Source organism: Rhodospirillales bacterium (genome assembly GCA_023898785.1).
Lineage (GTDB): Bacteria > Pseudomonadota > Alphaproteobacteria > Micavibrionales > Micavibrionaceae > TMED27.
On record CP060239.1, the window covers coordinates 268,767 to 285,213 of the forward strand.

The 16,447-nt window shown below is 49.1% G+C and carries 17 protein-coding genes; 10 read left to right on the forward strand and 7 right to left on the reverse strand.

Features of this window, described 5'->3' with window-relative positions:
* Positions 1–885 precede the first annotated feature (885 nt).
* Positions 886–1,605 (reverse strand): nucleotide exchange factor GrpE, encoded by a 720-nt coding sequence (gene grpE, locus H6859_01430; protein ID USO05892.1) that lies wholly within the window; start codon positions 1,603–1,605, stop codon positions 886–888.
* A gap of 95 nt (positions 1,606–1,700) precedes the next feature.
* The gene (locus H6859_01435) at positions 1,701–2,738 is read right to left on the reverse strand and encodes a hypothetical protein (GenBank protein ID USO05893.1); all 1,038 of its coding nucleotides are present in this window, start codon (positions 2,736–2,738) and stop codon (positions 1,701–1,703) included.
* 188 nt (positions 2,739–2,926) lie between these two features.
* Between H6859_01435 and rph the strand changes: the two genes are divergently transcribed.
* The 5 genes from rph to H6859_01460 all read left to right on the forward strand — a co-directional run bounded on the left by rph (position 2,927) and on the right by H6859_01460 (position 6,463).
* Positions 2,927–3,646 (forward strand): ribonuclease PH, encoded by a 720-nt coding sequence (gene rph / locus H6859_01440; protein ID USO05894.1) that lies wholly within the window; start codon positions 2,927–2,929, stop codon positions 3,644–3,646.
* A gap of 35 nt (positions 3,647–3,681) precedes the next feature.
* On the forward strand, positions 3,682–4,041 hold the full coding sequence (locus H6859_01445) for a hypothetical protein (GenBank protein ID USO05895.1): 360 nt from the start codon (positions 3,682–3,684) through the stop codon (positions 4,039–4,041).
* 78 nt (positions 4,042–4,119) lie between these two features.
* Positions 4,120–4,737: an RdgB/HAM1 family non-canonical purine NTP pyrophosphatase gene (rdgB, locus tag H6859_01450; GenBank protein ID USO05896.1), complete on the forward strand. Its 618-nt coding sequence runs from the start codon at positions 4,120–4,122 to the stop codon at positions 4,735–4,737.
* Positions 4,738–4,852: 115 nt separating this feature from the next.
* On the forward strand, positions 4,853–5,254 hold the full coding sequence (locus tag H6859_01455; protein USO05897.1) for a hypothetical protein: 402 nt from the start codon (positions 4,853–4,855) through the stop codon (positions 5,252–5,254).
* 21 nt (positions 5,255–5,275) lie between these two features.
* Positions 5,276–6,463: a coproporphyrinogen III oxidase gene (locus tag H6859_01460; protein USO05898.1), complete on the forward strand. Its 1,188-nt coding sequence runs from the start codon at positions 5,276–5,278 to the stop codon at positions 6,461–6,463.
* Here H6859_01460 and H6859_01465 read toward each other — a convergent pair.
* A complete protein-coding gene (locus H6859_01465) occupies positions 6,429–7,877 on the reverse strand; it encodes a hypothetical protein (GenBank protein ID USO05899.1) in 1,449 nt (482 codons plus the stop codon). The two genes, H6859_01460 and H6859_01465, sit on opposite strands and share 35 nt — an antisense overlap.
* A gap of 205 nt (positions 7,878–8,082) precedes the next feature.
* On the opposite strand from H6859_01465, the gene H6859_01470 reads away from it, so the two are divergent.
* Both H6859_01470 and H6859_01475 read left to right on the forward strand, forming a co-directional pair.
* Positions 8,083–9,246 carry a hypothetical protein gene (locus H6859_01470; protein ID USO05900.1) on the forward strand — a complete coding sequence of 388 codons (1,164 nt, stop codon included), beginning with the start codon at positions 8,083–8,085 and terminating at the stop codon, positions 9,244–9,246.
* The gene (locus H6859_01475; GenBank protein ID USO05901.1) at positions 9,233–9,610 is read left to right on the forward strand and encodes a hypothetical protein; all 378 of its coding nucleotides are present in this window, start codon (positions 9,233–9,235) and stop codon (positions 9,608–9,610) included. The genes H6859_01470 and H6859_01475 overlap by 14 nt, the downstream gene beginning before the upstream one ends.
* A gap of 10 nt (positions 9,611–9,620) precedes the next feature.
* Here H6859_01475 and H6859_01480 read toward each other — a convergent pair whose 3' ends face one another.
* Both H6859_01480 and H6859_01485 read right to left on the reverse strand, forming a co-directional pair.
* Positions 9,621–10,664: a permease gene (locus H6859_01480; protein ID USO05902.1), complete on the reverse strand. Its 1,044-nt coding sequence runs from the start codon at positions 10,662–10,664 to the stop codon at positions 9,621–9,623.
* Positions 10,665–10,667: 3 nt separating this feature from the next.
* Positions 10,668–10,943 (reverse strand): metal-sensitive transcriptional regulator, encoded by a 276-nt coding sequence (locus H6859_01485; GenBank protein ID USO05903.1) that lies wholly within the window; start codon positions 10,941–10,943, stop codon positions 10,668–10,670.
* Between the two features lie 100 nt (positions 10,944–11,043).
* Between H6859_01485 and H6859_01490 the strand changes: the two genes are divergently transcribed.
* Positions 11,044–11,457, forward strand: a complete 414-nt coding sequence (locus H6859_01490; GenBank protein ID USO05904.1) for a response regulator — start codon at positions 11,044–11,046, stop codon at positions 11,455–11,457.
* Here the strand turns inward: H6859_01490 and H6859_01495 are convergent.
* Entirely contained in the window at positions 11,454–12,461 is a 1,008-nt protein-coding gene (locus H6859_01495) for a polyprenyl synthetase family protein (protein USO05905.1), read from the reverse strand. The two genes, H6859_01490 and H6859_01495, sit on opposite strands and share 4 nt — an antisense overlap.
* 41 nt (positions 12,462–12,502) lie before the next feature.
* Positions 12,503–13,030 carry a hypothetical protein gene (locus H6859_01500; GenBank protein ID USO05906.1) on the reverse strand — a complete coding sequence of 176 codons (528 nt, stop codon included), beginning with the start codon at positions 13,028–13,030 and terminating at the stop codon, positions 12,503–12,505.
* A gap of 37 nt (positions 13,031–13,067) precedes the next feature.
* Between H6859_01500 and H6859_01505 the strand changes: the two genes are divergently transcribed.
* Both H6859_01505 and H6859_01510 read left to right on the forward strand, forming a co-directional pair.
* Positions 13,068–13,583, forward strand: a complete 516-nt coding sequence (locus H6859_01505) for a GNAT family N-acetyltransferase (GenBank protein USO05907.1) — start codon at positions 13,068–13,070, stop codon at positions 13,581–13,583.
* Positions 13,584–13,658: 75 nt separating this feature from the next.
* Positions 13,659–16,385 carry a pyruvate, phosphate dikinase gene (locus tag H6859_01510; protein USO05908.1) on the forward strand — a complete coding sequence of 909 codons (2,727 nt, stop codon included), beginning with the start codon at positions 13,659–13,661 and terminating at the stop codon, positions 16,383–16,385.
* Positions 16,386–16,447: the final 62 nt, after the last annotated feature.

Below are 16,447 nucleotides of genomic sequence, written 5' to 3' on the forward strand. Positions count from 1 at the left end.
GTTTTGGCAATATGTCACTGTATCCCCATGATAAGAAAAATAATATTATGAGGAAGGGGATAGCGGCGAAGAACGGCAGTAAGATGAAAAGCGCGAGCCAGCCAATGTAAATTCTGGAAGGCAGTGTTCTTTTAATGGTTTTGAAAACGTTTTTATATACTGATCGGTTGTGCAGAATTTGAAAAGATAAGTAAGTGAATATAAATGTTCCTGATATGCTGAAAACTATTGCTAATGCTGTGAGTATAAGATTTTCGGGGGTGATTTCTTTAACTATTGCCAGTACATAAAAACAGGAAAACAGCAGAAATAAAGAATATGTTTCAAATCCTGGCCATACTGGTTTTAACCAGTTTTTGGGTTGATTTGAGTGTATTATGTCTTGATTGAATGCGCTTAGAGGAAAAATTGCCACAAGCCAGATTGTAGCGAGGAACGTTGCTACTTGTAGTATATTGTATGAATAATAAAAATTCGGGGCTGTAAGTAAGAAGCACAATATGCCGCTTATGCTTACAACAAACCATTTTGTTGAGAAAATTGTTTTGTATGCCCATTTGTAACTTTGAAAAATATTGGTTTCTTGTTTCGAGCATATAAGTGTTTTTTGTATGAGTAGTGCATATGCCAGTTGGGCAAATAAAAAAAGACTTGTGAGACTTGTGATTTGAATAACAGGGTGTACGGTGCTCAGTGTTTTCGGAAGAACATTTACTCCTGACAGGAAGTTAAGGAAGGATATTTGGGGGGCATACGGACTGATGCTTCTTTCCATGTAGAGCAGATATAAAAACCCAAGGAGTAATGTAAAAAAAACGCATGTTGTTAAAAAGGCCCAAGAAAGAAGTTTAGACATTTTGTGACCTTTGGTTCTACCGATGTTTTTTAAGCCTGCGTATCAATATGGCCGCCGGGGGGTGTTTCGCCTGTGGGCGGGGTGGTGCCATCATCCTTAACGACGCCGACGCGCGCCGGGCGCAGGATACGGCCATTCAAGACATATCCGGATTCCATAACTTGCATAACGGTGCCTGCCGGTTTGCCGGGAACCGGGGCTTCAAACATCACTTCGTGATAATTCGGGTCGAAGGGCTGGTCGAGCGGTTCGATTTTTTCGATGCCGTGTTTTTCGAAGGTGCGCAGGAGGGTGCGCTCCGTGGCTTCGATGCCATCGACAAGGTTTTTGAGGCGCGGCGCGCTTTCCAGCAGATCGGTGGGCACGGCTTCCAGAGCGCGGCGCAGGTTGTCTGAAACGTCCAGTAAATCTTTTGCGAATCCGGAGACTGCGAATTTTGAAGCGTCTTCGCGTTCTTTGATAGCGCGGCGGCGGGTGTTTTCGGCTTCGGCCAGAGCGCGTTTGGCCTGGTCGCGCGTGGCGGCGAGTTCTTCTTGCAGCGCTTTTAGTTCTACTAGCTCTACGCCGGAAGCGGTTGCCGGAGCGTCTTGCCTTTCTTCGTCTGTTTCTGCGATGGCTTCCGGGGCGAGCGGGTCTTGTTCGTCCTTGTTATACAGGCCGGCTGCTTCGGATTCGAGACGGGCCGAGCGCTCAGCCAGAGTTTCTTCGCGTTCGGAAGTGGCGGGTTTTTCAGGTGTCGGTGTGTTCATGTGTCTTAAGTTTTTTCTTGGTATGCTTTAAATGCAGGCATAATTCCCGTTTTCATGTGAAGAATCAAGGCAGGAGTTCGCTGTTGGTTTCATGTTTATTCGTGAATATCGGGGCTGCGCGCATAAATCATTTTTTCTGTGACTTTAGTATATGGGCCTTTAGCGCCGAAATATGTTTCTGAATCCTGTATTTTTCCGAATGCAAATCTGTCTCTTATGCTTGGCAGTTTGTCTTTATAGTTCCCGGCTGTGTCAACAACGAAGAGCTTGTCATCGTGGTAGTGGCTTTTTTCGAATTCGGGGATAATTTCATCCAGGGGCGTTAAGCCATGGCGCCGGGCTAAAGCAATGACTTTGTCACGCGTTTTTTTCTCTTTTATATCTGCAGAGGATGAAAACAGGACCATGGTATTTTCCGGGTAAAGCCAGTATGTGAATTTTTTCGGTATGCCGTGAGTTTTTAGTCCGAAGCAGCCGAGGTCGTGGAGTTTTGATTCTATGTCGATATGGTTATCATGGAAATCAATAATAATATCACTGAAGGGGCCGACGGCTTCACTTAACAGAACGAGTTTTTTGATTTTGTCTTTGATTAGCTGCTTTTTGCTGAGCGTGATATACATTTCGACCATGCCGGTTTCGGGCTTGCATTCATAGTGAAAGTAGCGAACGGTTTCGCGATCAACATCAGTTTGCCCTTCTGTGAGTTTGATTTGCATGGTCGGGCTGAATTTAACTGTTTCCAGGCTTGCCGGTTCTTTGCTCAGGCAGCCGACAATGGTGCCGGGAGAAAAGATGAACAGGTTTATATCATCCGGGGAAGCATCCGGTTTGCGAAGTATTGTGAAATAATAAAAGTAGTTGGGGGTTAGATTGACGCCTTCCGTTTCTTCGGCTGTCAGGTCCGGTTTGTATTTATCATCAAAGGGGTTGATGACTTTAGGGCCTTCGTCTTTTTCACCATCGCCGCTGAAATCGAAGTCGAAATCAATTTCGTCGCTGTCGCTGTTGTTATCGTTATTGTAGTTTTTGACGTTATCATCGCGGTCAAAGCTTAGTTGAGCGTTGGCGTCAGGGGAAAATCCAGTGTGTAGGAAACACAGGAGCAGGGCAAGGGTGAGCAGTTTTTTCATGGTCTTTAATCCGATGGCTATCAGCAATTTTGAGCCTTTATCGTGCCAAGAATGCTTGAGGCAGGCAAGGGTTTCAGCAATCTGAATGCAGGTTCATCCACGACCTTTGTAGAATAAAGTTCTTGAGATGGGAGGATGTGATGCTTAGTCTGGCGACAGTTAATTACACTTAATCTTGGAGTTTATTTATGGCCCGACCATCTGGCAGAGCATTTGATGAAATGCGCGATGTTGAAATACTTCCACATGTGAACAAGCACGCAGAAGGCTCTTGCCTGATTAAATTTGGAGATACGCATGTGCTGTGTCTGGCTACGGCAGAGGAGCGTGTGCCGGGCTGGATGAAAGGCACGGGCACGGGCTGGGTAACGGGAGAATATGGCATGTTGCCACGTTCGACCGGCTTACGAATGGACCGGGAAGCTGCAAAAGGCAAGCAATCAGGACGGACGCAGGAAATTCAGCGTTTGATTGGCCGGGCGCTGCGTTCCGTCGTGGATTTTGAAAAGATGGGCGAGCGGCAGGTGCGCGTGGATTGTGATGTGTTGCAGGCTGACGGTGGAACGCGTACGGCGGCGATTACCGGCGGGTTTGTGGCAATGCATCTGGCGTTTCAGCATTGGGTGGAAACCGGCGCGATGGCTTCTGTACCGATTAACGATACAGTCTCGGCGGTTTCGTGCGGGATTTATGAAGGCGCGGGTATTTCGGATCTTGATTATGATGAGGATAGCGCAGCGCAAACGGATGCGAATTTCGTGATGACGGGTAGTGGCGGAATTGTCGAAATTCAAGGGACTGCGGAAAAAGAGCCGTTTAGTGAAGAAGAGTTTTTGAAATTGCTGGAATTGGCCAAGAAGGGGTGTGCAGAATTGACGGCGGTTCAGAAAGATGTTTTGGGGCTTTAGATCGTTTGTTCTTGCAGGCGAACGATTTTTGCGTTATGAAAATATTTTTTAGTTGGAGAAATGTTATGTTATTGAACTCAGATGAGACGAAAGAACTTTCTAATATGTCTATTGCTTTTTTAGCTGCTATGGCTATAGGAAATGAAGACGAAGCAAATAGTTTGTTAGTGAAAGATGTGGAGGGTGAAATTAGTCAAGCTGTTAAAAGAATAGGCTTTTTTGTTGGCTTTGGAGGGCATTCCCCGGCGGTTTTGCCCGTGGAATTACTAAAAGAGCTGGAAGGCGATTCCGTTGAATCTCTGATGAATTTTGGTAATGACTTTTCTCTTATGAGAGAGGAAGATCAGCGTTGTGTAAATAATTTAATAAGTTGTGCTCCTTGTTTTATGTCTTAGTTTTTAGTGTTCTCTTACTTTACTGTATGCTGCTGAGTTTCTATCCTGATTTTAGATTAGATTTATGTACGATGAGGAATGACAGTGGCACGTGAAATTTTATCTCTTGTTCTTGCAACGCATAATGCGGGTAAGGCGCGTGAGATTGCGGATTTGCTGGGGCCTTATATTTCGACATTTTACACTGCCGGGGAGTTGGGCTTGCCTGAACCGGAAGAAACGGAAAGTACGTTTGCCGGGAATGCACGGTTGAAGGCTTTGGCAGCGGCGAAGGCTTCAGGGAAGCCGGCGCTGGCGGATGATAGTGGTTTGAGCGTTACGGCGCTGGGCGGTGATCCGGGGATTTATTCGGCGCGCTGGGCGCAAAAACCGGATGGAACGCGCGATTTTAGCTATGCGATGAATAAGGTTGAAGAGGCTCTGGGGACGGCTGAGGACAGATCGGCAGCATTTGTTTGCGCACTTTGTTTGGCCTGGCCAGACGGACATGTTGAGATTTTTGAAGGGCGGGCCGAAGGTCATCTGGAATTTCCCCCGCGTGGAACGCATGGCTTTGGGTATGATCCTATTTTTGTCCCTCAGGGGCAGACGATAACTTTTGCACAGATGGAACCGGATCAGAAGCATGCAATGTCGCACCGCGCTGACGCTTTTCGCCAGCTTGTTGCTGCGACTTTTGAGGACGAAGCGGTGTAGGGTTACGCCCATAAGATTTTATTGGGATTTGCTGAAAAGTTGACTTTTGGGCGATTTTTATTATATAAAATCGCTGCAATATGCAAGGTGTTAAAGCGTATTCAAGGAGGTTGTAATGTTTAAGATTTTAAAAAATAAAGCTGTTCACTTGCAGGCTGCTTTTGTTGTTGGTTTTTTGACAAGTACGACGAATGCGAATGCGCAGATTGGCGCGGGGCATGATTTTAGTGATATTGCCCGGAATATTACCGAGTCGGTTGAAGAATTGCCAGGGATGGTTACATCCATTTCTTATATGATTGGTTTGTTAATGGGTGTTTTGGGTGTGATGAAACTTAAAGATCACGTTGAAAACCCATCGCAGACTCCATTGAAGGATGGGGCTATTCGTTTGGCCGCCGGTGGAGCGCTCTTTGCTTTACCTATCGTGTTTGAATCGATGCTTAATACGATTGGGACAACCGGGGCATCTATTGAGCCGGCAGCGCTCAACAGAGCGAAGTTTAACGTTAATTAAGTTTAACGGATTGTTTTAAATATGAACATTCAAGGCCAGATTGGAGTGTATATCCACTGGCCTTTTTGTTTGTCCAAGTGTCCGTATTGTGATTTTAATTCCCATGTGCATGACACGATTGATCATGTGCGCTGGCAGGTGGCGTATTTGCGGGCGCTGGAGCATTATGCGGAGCAATTGCGCGGGCGAACGTTAACCTCGATTTTCTTTGGCGGCGGGACACCGTCGTTGATGATGCCGGAAACTGTGGGCGCGATTATTGATAAGGCACGGGCGTTGTGGCCGCAGGTCAATGATCTGGAGGTTACGCTGGAGGCAAATCCAACCTCGATTGAAGGGCAGAAGTTTGCGGCATTTAAAGCGGCGGGTGTGAACCGCGTATCTGTCGGGGTGCAGGCGCTTAATGATACGGATTTGCAATTTCTAGGCCGCCAGCATAGCGCAGCGGAGGCGCTGACGGCGATTGAAATTGCGCACAAAATTTTTGATCGTTTCAGCTTTGATTTGATATATGCGCGGCCCAATCAATCCTTGGAGGCTTGGCGGGCGGAACTTGATCTGGCGGTGGAACTGGCTGGTGGGCATTTGTCCTTATATCAGCTTATAATTGAGCGCAATACGCCGTTTTATTTTGATCATGCGCGCGGGTTGTTTGCTTTGCCGGGTGAAGAGCAGGCGTGCTCGTTTTACAATTTAACGCAGGATGTTTTGGAAGGGGCTGGACTGCCCGCCTATGAGGTGTCAAACCATGCGCGGGCGGGGCAAGAATCGCGGCATAATCTGATTTATTGGCATTATGGTGATTATGTTGGTATTGGTCCGGGGGCGCACGGGCGTTTAAGCCGCGATGATGGTAGCAGGGTGGCAACGCGTGAGCATAGTGCGCCGCAGGTCTGGCTGGATCGGGTTGAGGCGAATGGATACGTGGGGCATCCGGCGCAGATGCTTTCGCGCGAAGAGCGGTTTATGGAAGCGTTTATGATGGGTTTGCGGCTGCGTGAAGGTGTGGAGCTTAAGCATTTAAGTGTGCAGGGCGGGCAGGATTGGCACGCATTTATTGATATGGAACGGTTGCAGATTGTTCAAAATGAGGGTTGGGTTTTGTTGGATGATGATAAAATGCGATTGAGCCGTGAGGGCATGTTGCGGCTTAATGCGCTCATTCCTTATATTCTTAAGGCTGAATCTTTTGTTGGGCAGGCAGCATAGGTTCTTTGGGCTCTTGTAAAAGTGCGCTGGCGTTTTGGCCGTTAATCAGAAATTGTCCCTTTTTATTCATTTCTAAATTAAAGATGTGGACGAAGCCATCTTCGGCATTGGTTTCAACGCGGCCCAATGGTTTTAGGCGTTCGAGAAAACGTGCCAACTCGCGCACGGGCAATGCGTAAGGTGAGCTGTTAATGTTTGTGCCGATGACTTGTGCGCGGGAGAGGATTTTATCCAGTCCGGCAAAACGCAGTGTTCCGGTCGCTGTGGCGCTGTTTACGGCGGTGAGGTCGGCGTGCAGAATGCTGTCAAAATCGATGCGGTATTCCGGGTTTTCGAAGAAGGCTTCACGAATTTCCAGATAGCTTCCGGCTTGGGCGAGGATGGAAGGGATTTTTAAAAGTAGCGGCAGACTTAAAATTTTTCCGGAGACTCCAGTGCTATTTTGCAGCGTTTCGTCAATTTCCGCCAGTGGGATGTTATGTTGCGTCAGGCTAAAACTTCCGGTGCGGGGAAGCAGCATTTGTAAGTCTTGCGGGATGTCGTTCGTAATCAAGTTCTGGAAGTTGAATGATGTATGGGCTTTGGCAGATCCGCTTAAGGCGTTTTCGTATCTGAAATTAAAAGCGCCTGATTGCAGGCTAAAGCTTTCGTTTTTCTTATTGTTTTTTTCGGGGCTATTTGGGCTGGATGCACTCAAGCCTGATATAGCGAGCGTTATCTCTGCGCCATCGGAGAATTGCAACGGCGAAAGCGGGGCTTGTTTGCCGTGCTGTATGCCACCGTTTAAGGCTTGTGCTGCAAAGCTGTCAAGATGGCTAGTGACAATGAATTTTTCAATGGAAAGTGCTGCGCTTTCACTGGGGCGGGTGAGCTTGAGGTCTGAAATTTCGAAATATGATGGGCCAGACCAGCGGGCATTATCATCTTCGCTGAAATTATAGCTGAGTTGTAGTTTTGGAATTGTTGCTAAAGTTTTGCCACCATCGAATGTAATTTGTATATCATTGAGTTGTGTATTTATTTTGATGAAATTATTTAAGGATTCATCAAAAATACCGGCTGCTTTTTGCATGCCGATGGTAATACGCAGAATTTCCTGTCCGTCTTTGTCCTGTCCGATAATCGGTGTGGGGATGGCGGTGGTGATTTTATATTGGCCGGGTTTATCATGCGGCACGGCGTTCATGGCGATGAGGCCTATTTTGATTGTGTCTCCATTCACGCTGTGGAGCTTCATTTGCGGCCAGGTAATGGCGTAATAGGTTTCGGCGGCTTCGACGGCTATGGTGCCGTCGATTTCGAATGTACTTTTATCTTGTTCGCTGCGTTGCCGCTCGCGCGTATCCAGAATATTTTGGAGTATGGTTTGGAGGTGCTGTGCGCCTGTTTCATTTATTTCCTGTGCGCAGGGCATTGTTGGCCATGCGCTGAGGATTACAAATGCCAGGATAAGTGTTTGCGTTATTTTTAGCACCAGTGTCACTTTCAAAATTGGTTGGAAAGTTTTCCCGGGTATTTAAACAAAAAATCTATAAGGATGCTATGAATGTTTTAATTGGACATCCGCGCGGCTTTACGTTTATATCGAAGCCTTATTGATATGGGGTTTGCAAGGAACAATGTTAAACGCGCAAGACACACAATATACGCTGAAGGAAGACGCTCAGATTCATTATCAGCCACAAGTCAGCAACCCGCTGCCTGGCGAGGCAATCGCGATGCTGGTTAAAGGCGAGCGTATTTTGAAGCCCAAGGTCGTAATGCTGGACGGGGCTTCAATTGGCGATGTTGATAGAGTGGCTTTGCGTGCACATCTGGAAGGGTGGCTTGAGCGGCATATTGCCAATGTTCTGGAGCCGTTGGTGGCGCTTGAAGATATGGGTGATGCCAAGGCTCCGGTGAAAGGTATTGCGTTTCAGGTATATCAGGCGCTGGGGATTGCGGCGCGTGAACAGCTTGAGGATTTGATTGGTGAACTGGATGCGGATGATCGGCAGGATTTGCGGGCGAAGAAAATTCGGCTGGGGCCGATTTTGGTGTTTATTCCGGCTCTGAACAAGCCTGCGGCGGTGCGGTTGCGGGCACTGCTTTGGGGGCTGTGGAACGATAAAGATTTGCCGATGGATTGTCCGAAAGACGGAATTGTATCTTTTGCGGTTGATTCAAAGGCGGTTGATAAAGCGTTTTATCAGGCGATTGCCTATCCGGTTTATGGCGGGCGCGCAATTCGAATTGATATGTTGGACCGGGTGATTAGCGGAGTTTATGACGCGGCGGAAGGCGGCAAGTTTAAGGCTGCGCATCAATGGGCTGAATGGCTGGGCTGTTCTATCGAAGGGCTTTATGAAGTTCTGGAAGCGATGGGGCATCAGAAGGTTTATGATCCGGCTGAGGCAGTAGAAGAGGCTGGACGCGAAGCGCAATCTGAGGTCGCGGTGAAGTCTCTGGAAGAAGAAGTTGTGGCTGAGGCTGATGCTGGGAACGCAGCAAAAGATGAGAAGGCTCTACAAGAAAAGCCGGAGCAGGAAAAGGCTGAGCAGGTTAAGCCGGAGCTGGCAACGTTTCGGTTGAAGAAGGGGAAAGCGTTTTCTAAAAATAAACCTGTGTTTAAACAATCACAAGGAAAGCAAGGTAAGAATTTCAAGGATAAGCCCAAAGGCAAGCGGAGCAAGACAGCTAATCGTAGTCCTAAAATTATGAGTACAGGACCTGAGAAACGCCTTGAAGATTCACCGTTTGCCGTGCTTGAACAACTCAAGCAAAAGTCGAATGAAAAAAAGTAGAGCTCTTTTATTTTTTCTTGTTTTTTTGATGCATTTTCCCTCTGTGCAGGCTGCGCGGTTTTCTGGCGACTATCTTTTGCAGGTTTGTGGATCAGACGAGCAGGGCAAGGAATTGTTGCCCGGGGGGCATATTGCGTGTCAGGCTTATATTTCCGGGGTAATGGACTATCATAATTTGATCCGTTCGTTAGGTGCCGCGCCGAGTGTGGATTTTTGTGTGCCGGAAGGGACTCCTTTAAAAGAAATTCATCAAAAAGTATGGGGCTATATTGCAAGCCATCATCATGAGCAAGGACCGTTTATTGCGGCTCCCGGCGTAGCGTTGGGGTTGTTTTCCGCTTATCCGTGTGAGGCAAGTGATTAGGGGCTGACCCCTAGTGTATAGTGTTAAAAATCAGGCCCAGCACGATGATTTGTGGTACGGTAATCAGCGGCAGGGACAGGGCGATTTTCCAGGATTTTGTAAACTCGCGTACGATTAATATTTCTGTGTAGTCGGTTGAAACCCCTGCCATCAGGAAGGCAAAGCCGTTTCCGGGGGCACCGCCTGTGTTCATAATTTCAGTGGCAATGGGTGCGGAGCCTTCGGAACAAACCTCAATAATAGTGGCGGCGATCATGGTGATACCAAGGCCCAGCAGGGACGGGCCAAACCAGTGGGTGAACATTTCGGCCGGGATGAATGCGCGCATGGCGGCGGCGACAACTGCGCCGAAGAGAATCCAGCGGATGATCATCTGTCCGTCTTTCCAGCCATCGTGCACGATTTCTCCGGCCCATTTCAATGACGGGCGCCAGCCTTTGAGCCGGGCTTTCATATCGGCGCGGATGTCAAAATCTTCTGGAATTTCTTCACTGTGTGGGTTGGTAGGCAGTTTACCGGCTTTGACTAGTCTTAAGTAGATCATACCGGAAATAACCGCGATTACCACGGAGGCGAGAGTGAAAACCAGCGTCCATTTTAAACCGATAAGCGCGATGAGAATGAATGTAAGGCTGAGCGAGTTCCACGGGCTGGCGATGAGAAAGGTCAGGACCTGGGCGATGGACAGGCCGCGTTCGTATAATTTTCCTGATATGACAAGAATGCCATGATTGCATAGATCAAGGATTACGCCCGCAATGGCGGCTTTGAGTATGTCTGTGAATTTATCTCCATTGCCGAGGATGGCAGTGAAATAGGTGCGCGGGATTTTATTCATCAGCCCAACACTGAGCAGGCCAAGCGCGACTCCCCATGACATGGCCATAAGAAGTTCGATTTGGGTTTTGGCAAAGGTTGCCAGGCCGGGGATATTTAAGTCAAACGCATTTAATATCAGTGTAACAATTATGATTGTAAGCGCGCCGAACATGATAGTGTCGAAGCGTTTTTTAGTGCTGGTTTCCTGAGTAGAGGTATGGCAGCAATCGTTCATGGGTTAAACTTCATCATAGCGTTTGAACAGGTCTTTGATTTCGTCAATTTTTTTTTGTGCGTTTTCGGCTGTCATGGCTTCGGTTACGCAATGATGCAGGTGGGTTTCGAGTACATGCGCTTCAACCGTCCGGATGGCCGCGCGTGCGGCACGGAGTTGGGCGAGAATGTCTGTGCAATAGCGCCTGTCTTCAATCATGCGTTTTATGCCCTCAACTTGTCCGGTGATACGGTTTAATTTCGGGATTTCAGCTTTGTGGCAGGGGTGTTTGTCGCTCATGTCTGTCACCATATACCCCCATAGGGTATATGGCAAGAGCTTTCAAGGTCTTGCGGATATTCGCGTATGTATACTATACTTAAGATGCAGGGGGATTTTTATGGTTAGACTTCCGGAACGTATTGTTTATGTTGATGATGAGCAGGATTTACGGGAAATTCTGCGGGTTACTCTTGAGAGCTTTGGTTATGAAGGTGCATTGGCAACGTGCGGGTCTGGAAAAGAGTTGTTGCAACGTTTACGGGTATTGCAGCCAGAGTTGATTTTGCTGGATTTAAAAATGCCGGATATGGATGGTCCTGCGACAATTGCTCAGTTGAAAATGCATGAAATGGGCAGGAATATTCCGATTGTCTTTGTGACGGGCAGTATAAAACTGGAGATGCTTGAGCGCTATAAACCTCTTGGCGTCATCGGGGTGATTCACAAGCCGTTGGATTTGGGTGCATTGACAGACAATATCAGTGCGCTGTGGTGTGAGTATCTTGGTGAAGAGGCTGTGGTTGCAGATTAAGATTTACGATTGATCGTGTAATCGGTCAGGGATTCGAGCAGGTCGCGAATTTCGCATGCGGGCGCTTGTTTTAAAGCTTCAATCGCTTTGTCACGGTACGTATAGGCTAAATCAAAACATTGTTGGATAATGTTGCCTTGTTCAATCAAGGTACGGGCGTGGTCAAAATCATCGTCGTTGATTTCGCGGTTGCTCATGGTGCGGGTCCAGAATGCACGCTCTTCATCGTTGGCATTTTGTAAGGCGAAGAGTACGGGGGCGGTCATTTTGCCTTCGCGGAAGTCATCGCCGATGGTTTTGCCGAGATCTTCACGTGCGGCCATATAATCGAGCGCGTCGTCGGCGATTTGAAAAGCGATACCGATATTCATGCCATAGGCGGCCATGGCTCTGGCGGCTGCGGTATTCGCCCCGGCGATCACGGGTCCGACTTCGCAGGCGGCGGCGAAGAGGGCGGCGGTTTTGGCTTTAATGACTTCAATATAATCATTCATTGTGGTTTTGAGATTGTTGGCGGTGGTGAGCTGCATAACTTCGCCTTGAGCGATGATGGCCGAAGTATCGGAGAGAATGCGCAATATGTCGAGCGAACCGTCTTCGGTCATCAGTTGAAAGGCGCGGGAAAAGAGGAAGTCGCCGACCAGTACGCTGGCCTGATTGCCGAAGATGAGATTGGCAGCGTCTTGTCCACGGCGCTCCCGGCTTTCATCAACGACATCATCGTGGAGCAGGGTAGCGGTATGGATGAACTCGACGCTGGCGGCGAGGCGGTGGGCGCGGGTCATTTCACCTTCATACATGGCTGTGCTGGCCAGTGTCAGGAGCGGGCGGACCCGTTTACCGCCAGCAGCGATGAGGTATGAGGCGAGCTGCGGGATAAGTTTTACGGGGCTGTCCATGCGCGCCAAAATCATCGCGTTAACCGCACGCATATCAGAATCGAGCAGGGCGCTCAATTCATCAAGCGGGCTGGCGTCAGCCTTTTGGGTAGCGGTTTTGGTCATACATAGTTTTAAATCAGTTTTTTGCGTGTGAGGCAAGACCATTAGGGTGTTTGCGGTTTTTCGACAGACGGTTTGGTAGGCAGGTCGGGAGTTTTAAAGCTCATGGAGCGCATGTCGCGGCGGGTGTCTTTGGTATTTTTCCAGTTTTCAAGGATTGCACCGAACCCATTATTTGGCTTTGGGTCTTGTGCGCTTTGTTTTGTGAGTTTTGTTTTTGGCTTCAGCGGTACATCAGGTTTTTCTGGTGCTTCCGGTTTGTTATTTTCTGTTTTGGCGGCTTGTTCTTTTTCACCAGCGGTGCCTGTGGCAAGTTCTTTATATTTGTTCCAGATGCGCGTGGCGGGATCGGGGGATTCTTTTGCTTTATCCTCTAACTCTGTCACCGGTGTTTCTTCACTTTCTATGGCGTTTTCGGCTGGGTGGACTTGTGGTTTTGGCGCAGGCGCAGGTTTGGGTTTGCTACCCAGTGTGGTGTAGTTTAGGCCTGATTTATACTCGCGCTGCTGGGCCTGTGCAGGAAAGGCGATGAGGAGGCTTAAACAAAAAATGGTTGTGATGAGGCGATTCATGGGCCTTATATTACGAAAGGGAGCCTTTGGGATGCAAATGGAAAATCTAAGAATTGTGCGAGCAGGCGTGGATGATCTTTCGCGGTTGCACGATATGGCGATGGCAATGAAGGCGGCCAAGGATGTCGGGTATTTTGAAACGGCAATGGAGTATCAGGATGCGGGTGAACGGTTGGTTTTTATTGCCGAGTATGAAGGGCAGATGGCCGGGTATTGCATGCTGGCATGGAATCCGAAATATGCGTTTTACCGGGCGATGGGGTATCCGGAAATTCAGGATTTGAACGTGCTGCCTGATTTTCGCCAGCGCGGGATAGCTAGTGCGATGATTGAAAAATGTGAGGGTTTGGCGCGGGAAAAAGGCCACTCTCATATGGGAATCAGTGTCGGACTGACGGCGTCTTATGGTTCGGCGCAGCGGCTGTATTTTAAGCTGGGTTATGTCCCTGACGGGCATGGTGTAACGTATGATCGCCAGCCGGTCGCATTCGGGGAATTCCGGCCTGTGGATAACGATCTGTGTTTGATGCTGGTGAAAGATTTGCAAAGTTAAAAGAATATGCTAAACCCTGCGTGAATGATATGAGTTCTGGGCGTTTTAAGGTCGTCTTCAAGGAGAATGCAGAGTATGACTAAATGGGTATATAGCTTCGGTAAAGAGCATAATGAAGGTGATGCCACGATGTGTAATCTTTTGGGTGGAAAAGGGGCGAATTTGGCGGAGATGGCCGGTTTGGGGCTTCCTGTGCCGCCGGGTTTTACGATTACCACCGAAGTTTGCACGGCTTATTACGAGAATGAGGAACAATATCCGGCGGAGCTTAAAGCACAACTTGAAGAGGGGGTGGAGCGGATTGAGGCGCAGATGGGCGCGAAGTTCGGGAATGCCGAGAACCCGCTTTTGGTGTCTGTGCGCTCTGGTGCGCGCGTATCTATGCCGGGGATGATGGATACGGTGCTCAATTTGGGGCTGAATGACGAGACGGTTAAAGGCCTTGAGGCGCGCTCTGGTGATGCGCGTTTTGCGTGGGATTCGTATCGCCGGTTTATCCAGATGTATGGCGATGTGGTTTTGGGAGTCGATCATCATGAATTTGAAGATGTGATTGCACGTTATAAGCGTGATGAGGATCTGGTTCAGGATACCGATATCTCTGCTGAAGGTTGGCAGGAGATTGTCGATGAATATAAGACGGTGGTTGAGCGTGAAACCGGCAAGCCTTTTCCGAGTGATCCGCATGAGCAGCTTTGGGGCGCTGTGGGCGCTGTGTTTGGTTCATGGATGGCGCCGCGCGCGATTACCTATCGTAAGATCAATGAAATTCCAGGAGATTGGGGCACGGCTGTTAATGTGCAATCCATGGTGTTTGGGAATATGGGCGATGATTGTGCGACCGGCGTGGCTTTTACACGCGATCCGGCTACGGGTGAGAATTACTTTTATGGCGAATATCTGATTAATGCACAGGGCGAAGATGTTGTGGCGGGGATTCGGACGCCGCAATCTTTGACCAAGAAGGGCCGTGAGAAAGAATGCAGTGATCTGCCGTCGATGGAAGAGACTATGCCTGAGGTTTTCAAGCAGCTTGATGATGTGCGGATCAAGCTTGAGACACATTATAAAGATATGCAGGACCTTGAGTTTACGGTGCAAAAGGACCAGCTTTTCATGCTGCAAACCCGTAGTGGCAAGCGTACAGCGAAAGCGGCACTCAAGGTTGCTGTGGATATGGTTGAAGAAGGTTTAATTACACAAGATGAGGCGCTTTTGCGCGTTGATCCGCAAAGTCTGGATCAGCTGCTTCATCCCACTTTGGATCCAAAAGCCGAAAAGGATGTTTTGACGCGAGGCCTTCCGGCTTCACCCGGGGCGGCGTGTGGGAAGGTTGTGTTTACCTCCGAGGAAGCGGAAGTCAGAGCTCATGGCGAGGAAAATGTGATTTTGTGCCGTCAGGAAACTTCGCCCGAAGATATTGCCGGGATGCATGCGGCGCGCGGGATTTTAACCTCACGCGGTGGAATGACCTCTCATGCGGCTGTGGTGGCGCGGGGCATGGGGACATGCTGCGTGGCTGGAGCCGGTGAGCTTCATATCGATGTACAGGGCAAGGTGATCCGTGTTGGTGAACGTGAAATCAGAGAAGGTGAGACACTCACGATTGACGGATCTTCCGGTGAGGTAATGTTTGGCGAGGTTGCGACCATTCAGCCTGAGTTGTCTGGTGATTTTGGGATGCTGATGGAATGGGCGGATAAGCGCCGCCGGATGAAAGTGCGCACGAACGCGGAAACGCCTTTGGATGCCAAGACCGCGCGGGAATTCGGAGCGGAAGGGATTGGGTTGTGCCGGACCGAGCATATGTTTTTTGATGCTGAGCGTATTCAGAATGTGCGCGAGATGATTTTTGCGAATGATGAGGAGGAACGCCGGGCGGCTTTGGATAAATTGCTTCCGGCGCAGCGCGGGGATTTTGCCTCGTTGTTCGAAATCATGAACGGTTTGCCTGTGACGGTGCGTTTACTTGATCCGCCGTTGCATGAATTTTTGCCGCATGCGCAGGATGATATTGACCAGTTTGCCAAGACGGCAGGGATTTCCCAGGCGGATGTGCGCCAGCGTTTGAATGAGCTGCATGAATTCAATCCGATGCTGGGGCACCGGGGTTGCCGCCTCGGGATTACTTATCCGGAAATTTACGAGATGCAGGCACGGGCGATTTTTGAAGGTGCGCTGGAGGCTGCGGACAAGACTGGCAAGCCGCCTGTACCGGAGATTATGATTCCTCTGGTTGGTGCGGTCCGTGAGCTGGAGATTTTACGTGGCAAGGTTGAAGCGGTGGCGGCGCAGGTATTTGAAGAAAAAGGTGAGAGTCTGGATTACATGATCGGGACGATGATTGAGCTGCCGCGCGCGGCGCTGACGGCGGATGAAATTGCGCAGGCGGCTGATTTCTTTAGTTTTGGCACGAATGATTTGACGCAAACGTGTTTGGGAATGAGCCGGGATGATGCGGCGAACTTCCTTCCCGCCTATGTCGGGCAAGGGATTTATGAACGCGATCCGTTTGCATCTTTGGATGTTGACGGGGTCGGGCGTTTGATCGAAGTGGCGATACATGGCGGGCGGCAGACGAATGCGACAATCAAGCTGGGGATTTGCGGCGAACATGGCGGCGATCCGGCCTCGATTGCATTTTGTGAACGCGTCGGTCTTGATTATGTGTCCTGTTCACCTTACCGCGTACCGATTGCACGGTTGGCGGCAGCGCAGGCATCCCTTCGGGTGCAGGAAGAGGGGCGTCTGGGAAAGTCTGAGGCCTCGACTAAGGCAAACGGGGCGCAAAAGGCGGCTTAAATTTATAATCGTCATTGCGAGCGATAGCGAAGCAATCTAGAATATGGATTACTTCCTCGGTC

What these genes read in the sequence shown, in the direction of transcription:
- grpE (USO05892.1), bottom strand. Translation starts at nt 1,605, where the DNA reads ATGAACACACCGACACCTGAAAAACCCGCCACTTCCGAACGCGAAGAA.
- H6859_01435 (USO05893.1), bottom strand. Translation starts at nt 2,738, where the DNA reads ATGAAAAAACTGCTCACCCTTGCCCTGCTCCTGTGTTTCCTACACACT.
- rph (USO05894.1), top strand. Translation starts at nt 2,927, where the DNA reads ATGGCCCGACCATCTGGCAGAGCATTTGATGAAATGCGCGATGTTGAA.
- H6859_01445 (USO05895.1), top strand. Translation starts at nt 3,682, where the DNA reads ATGAAAATATTTTTTAGTTGGAGAAATGTTATGTTATTGAACTCAGAT.
- rdgB (USO05896.1), top strand. Translation starts at nt 4,120, where the DNA reads ATGACAGTGGCACGTGAAATTTTATCTCTTGTTCTTGCAACGCATAAT.
- H6859_01455 (USO05897.1), top strand. Translation starts at nt 4,853, where the DNA reads ATGTTTAAGATTTTAAAAAATAAAGCTGTTCACTTGCAGGCTGCTTTT.
- H6859_01460 (USO05898.1), top strand. Translation starts at nt 5,276, where the DNA reads ATGAACATTCAAGGCCAGATTGGAGTGTATATCCACTGGCCTTTTTGT.
- H6859_01465 (USO05899.1), bottom strand. Translation starts at nt 7,877, where the DNA reads ATGCCCTGCGCACAGGAAATAAATGAAACAGGCGCACAGCACCTCCAA.
- H6859_01470 (USO05900.1), top strand. Translation starts at nt 8,083, where the DNA reads ATGTTAAACGCGCAAGACACACAATATACGCTGAAGGAAGACGCTCAG.
- H6859_01475 (USO05901.1), top strand. Translation starts at nt 9,233, where the DNA reads ATGAAAAAAAGTAGAGCTCTTTTATTTTTTCTTGTTTTTTTGATGCAT.
- H6859_01480 (USO05902.1), bottom strand. Translation starts at nt 10,664, where the DNA reads ATGAACGATTGCTGCCATACCTCTACTCAGGAAACCAGCACTAAAAAA.
- H6859_01485 (USO05903.1), bottom strand. Translation starts at nt 10,943, where the DNA reads ATGAGCGACAAACACCCCTGCCACAAAGCTGAAATCCCGAAATTAAAC.
- H6859_01490 (USO05904.1), top strand. Translation starts at nt 11,044, where the DNA reads ATGGTTAGACTTCCGGAACGTATTGTTTATGTTGATGATGAGCAGGAT.
- H6859_01495 (USO05905.1), bottom strand. Translation starts at nt 12,461, where the DNA reads ATGACCAAAACCGCTACCCAAAAGGCTGACGCCAGCCCGCTTGATGAA.
- H6859_01500 (USO05906.1), bottom strand. Translation starts at nt 13,030, where the DNA reads ATGAATCGCCTCATCACAACCATTTTTTGTTTAAGCCTCCTCATCGCC.
- H6859_01505 (USO05907.1), top strand. Translation starts at nt 13,068, where the DNA reads ATGGAAAATCTAAGAATTGTGCGAGCAGGCGTGGATGATCTTTCGCGG.
- H6859_01510 (USO05908.1), top strand. Translation starts at nt 13,659, where the DNA reads ATGACTAAATGGGTATATAGCTTCGGTAAAGAGCATAATGAAGGTGAT.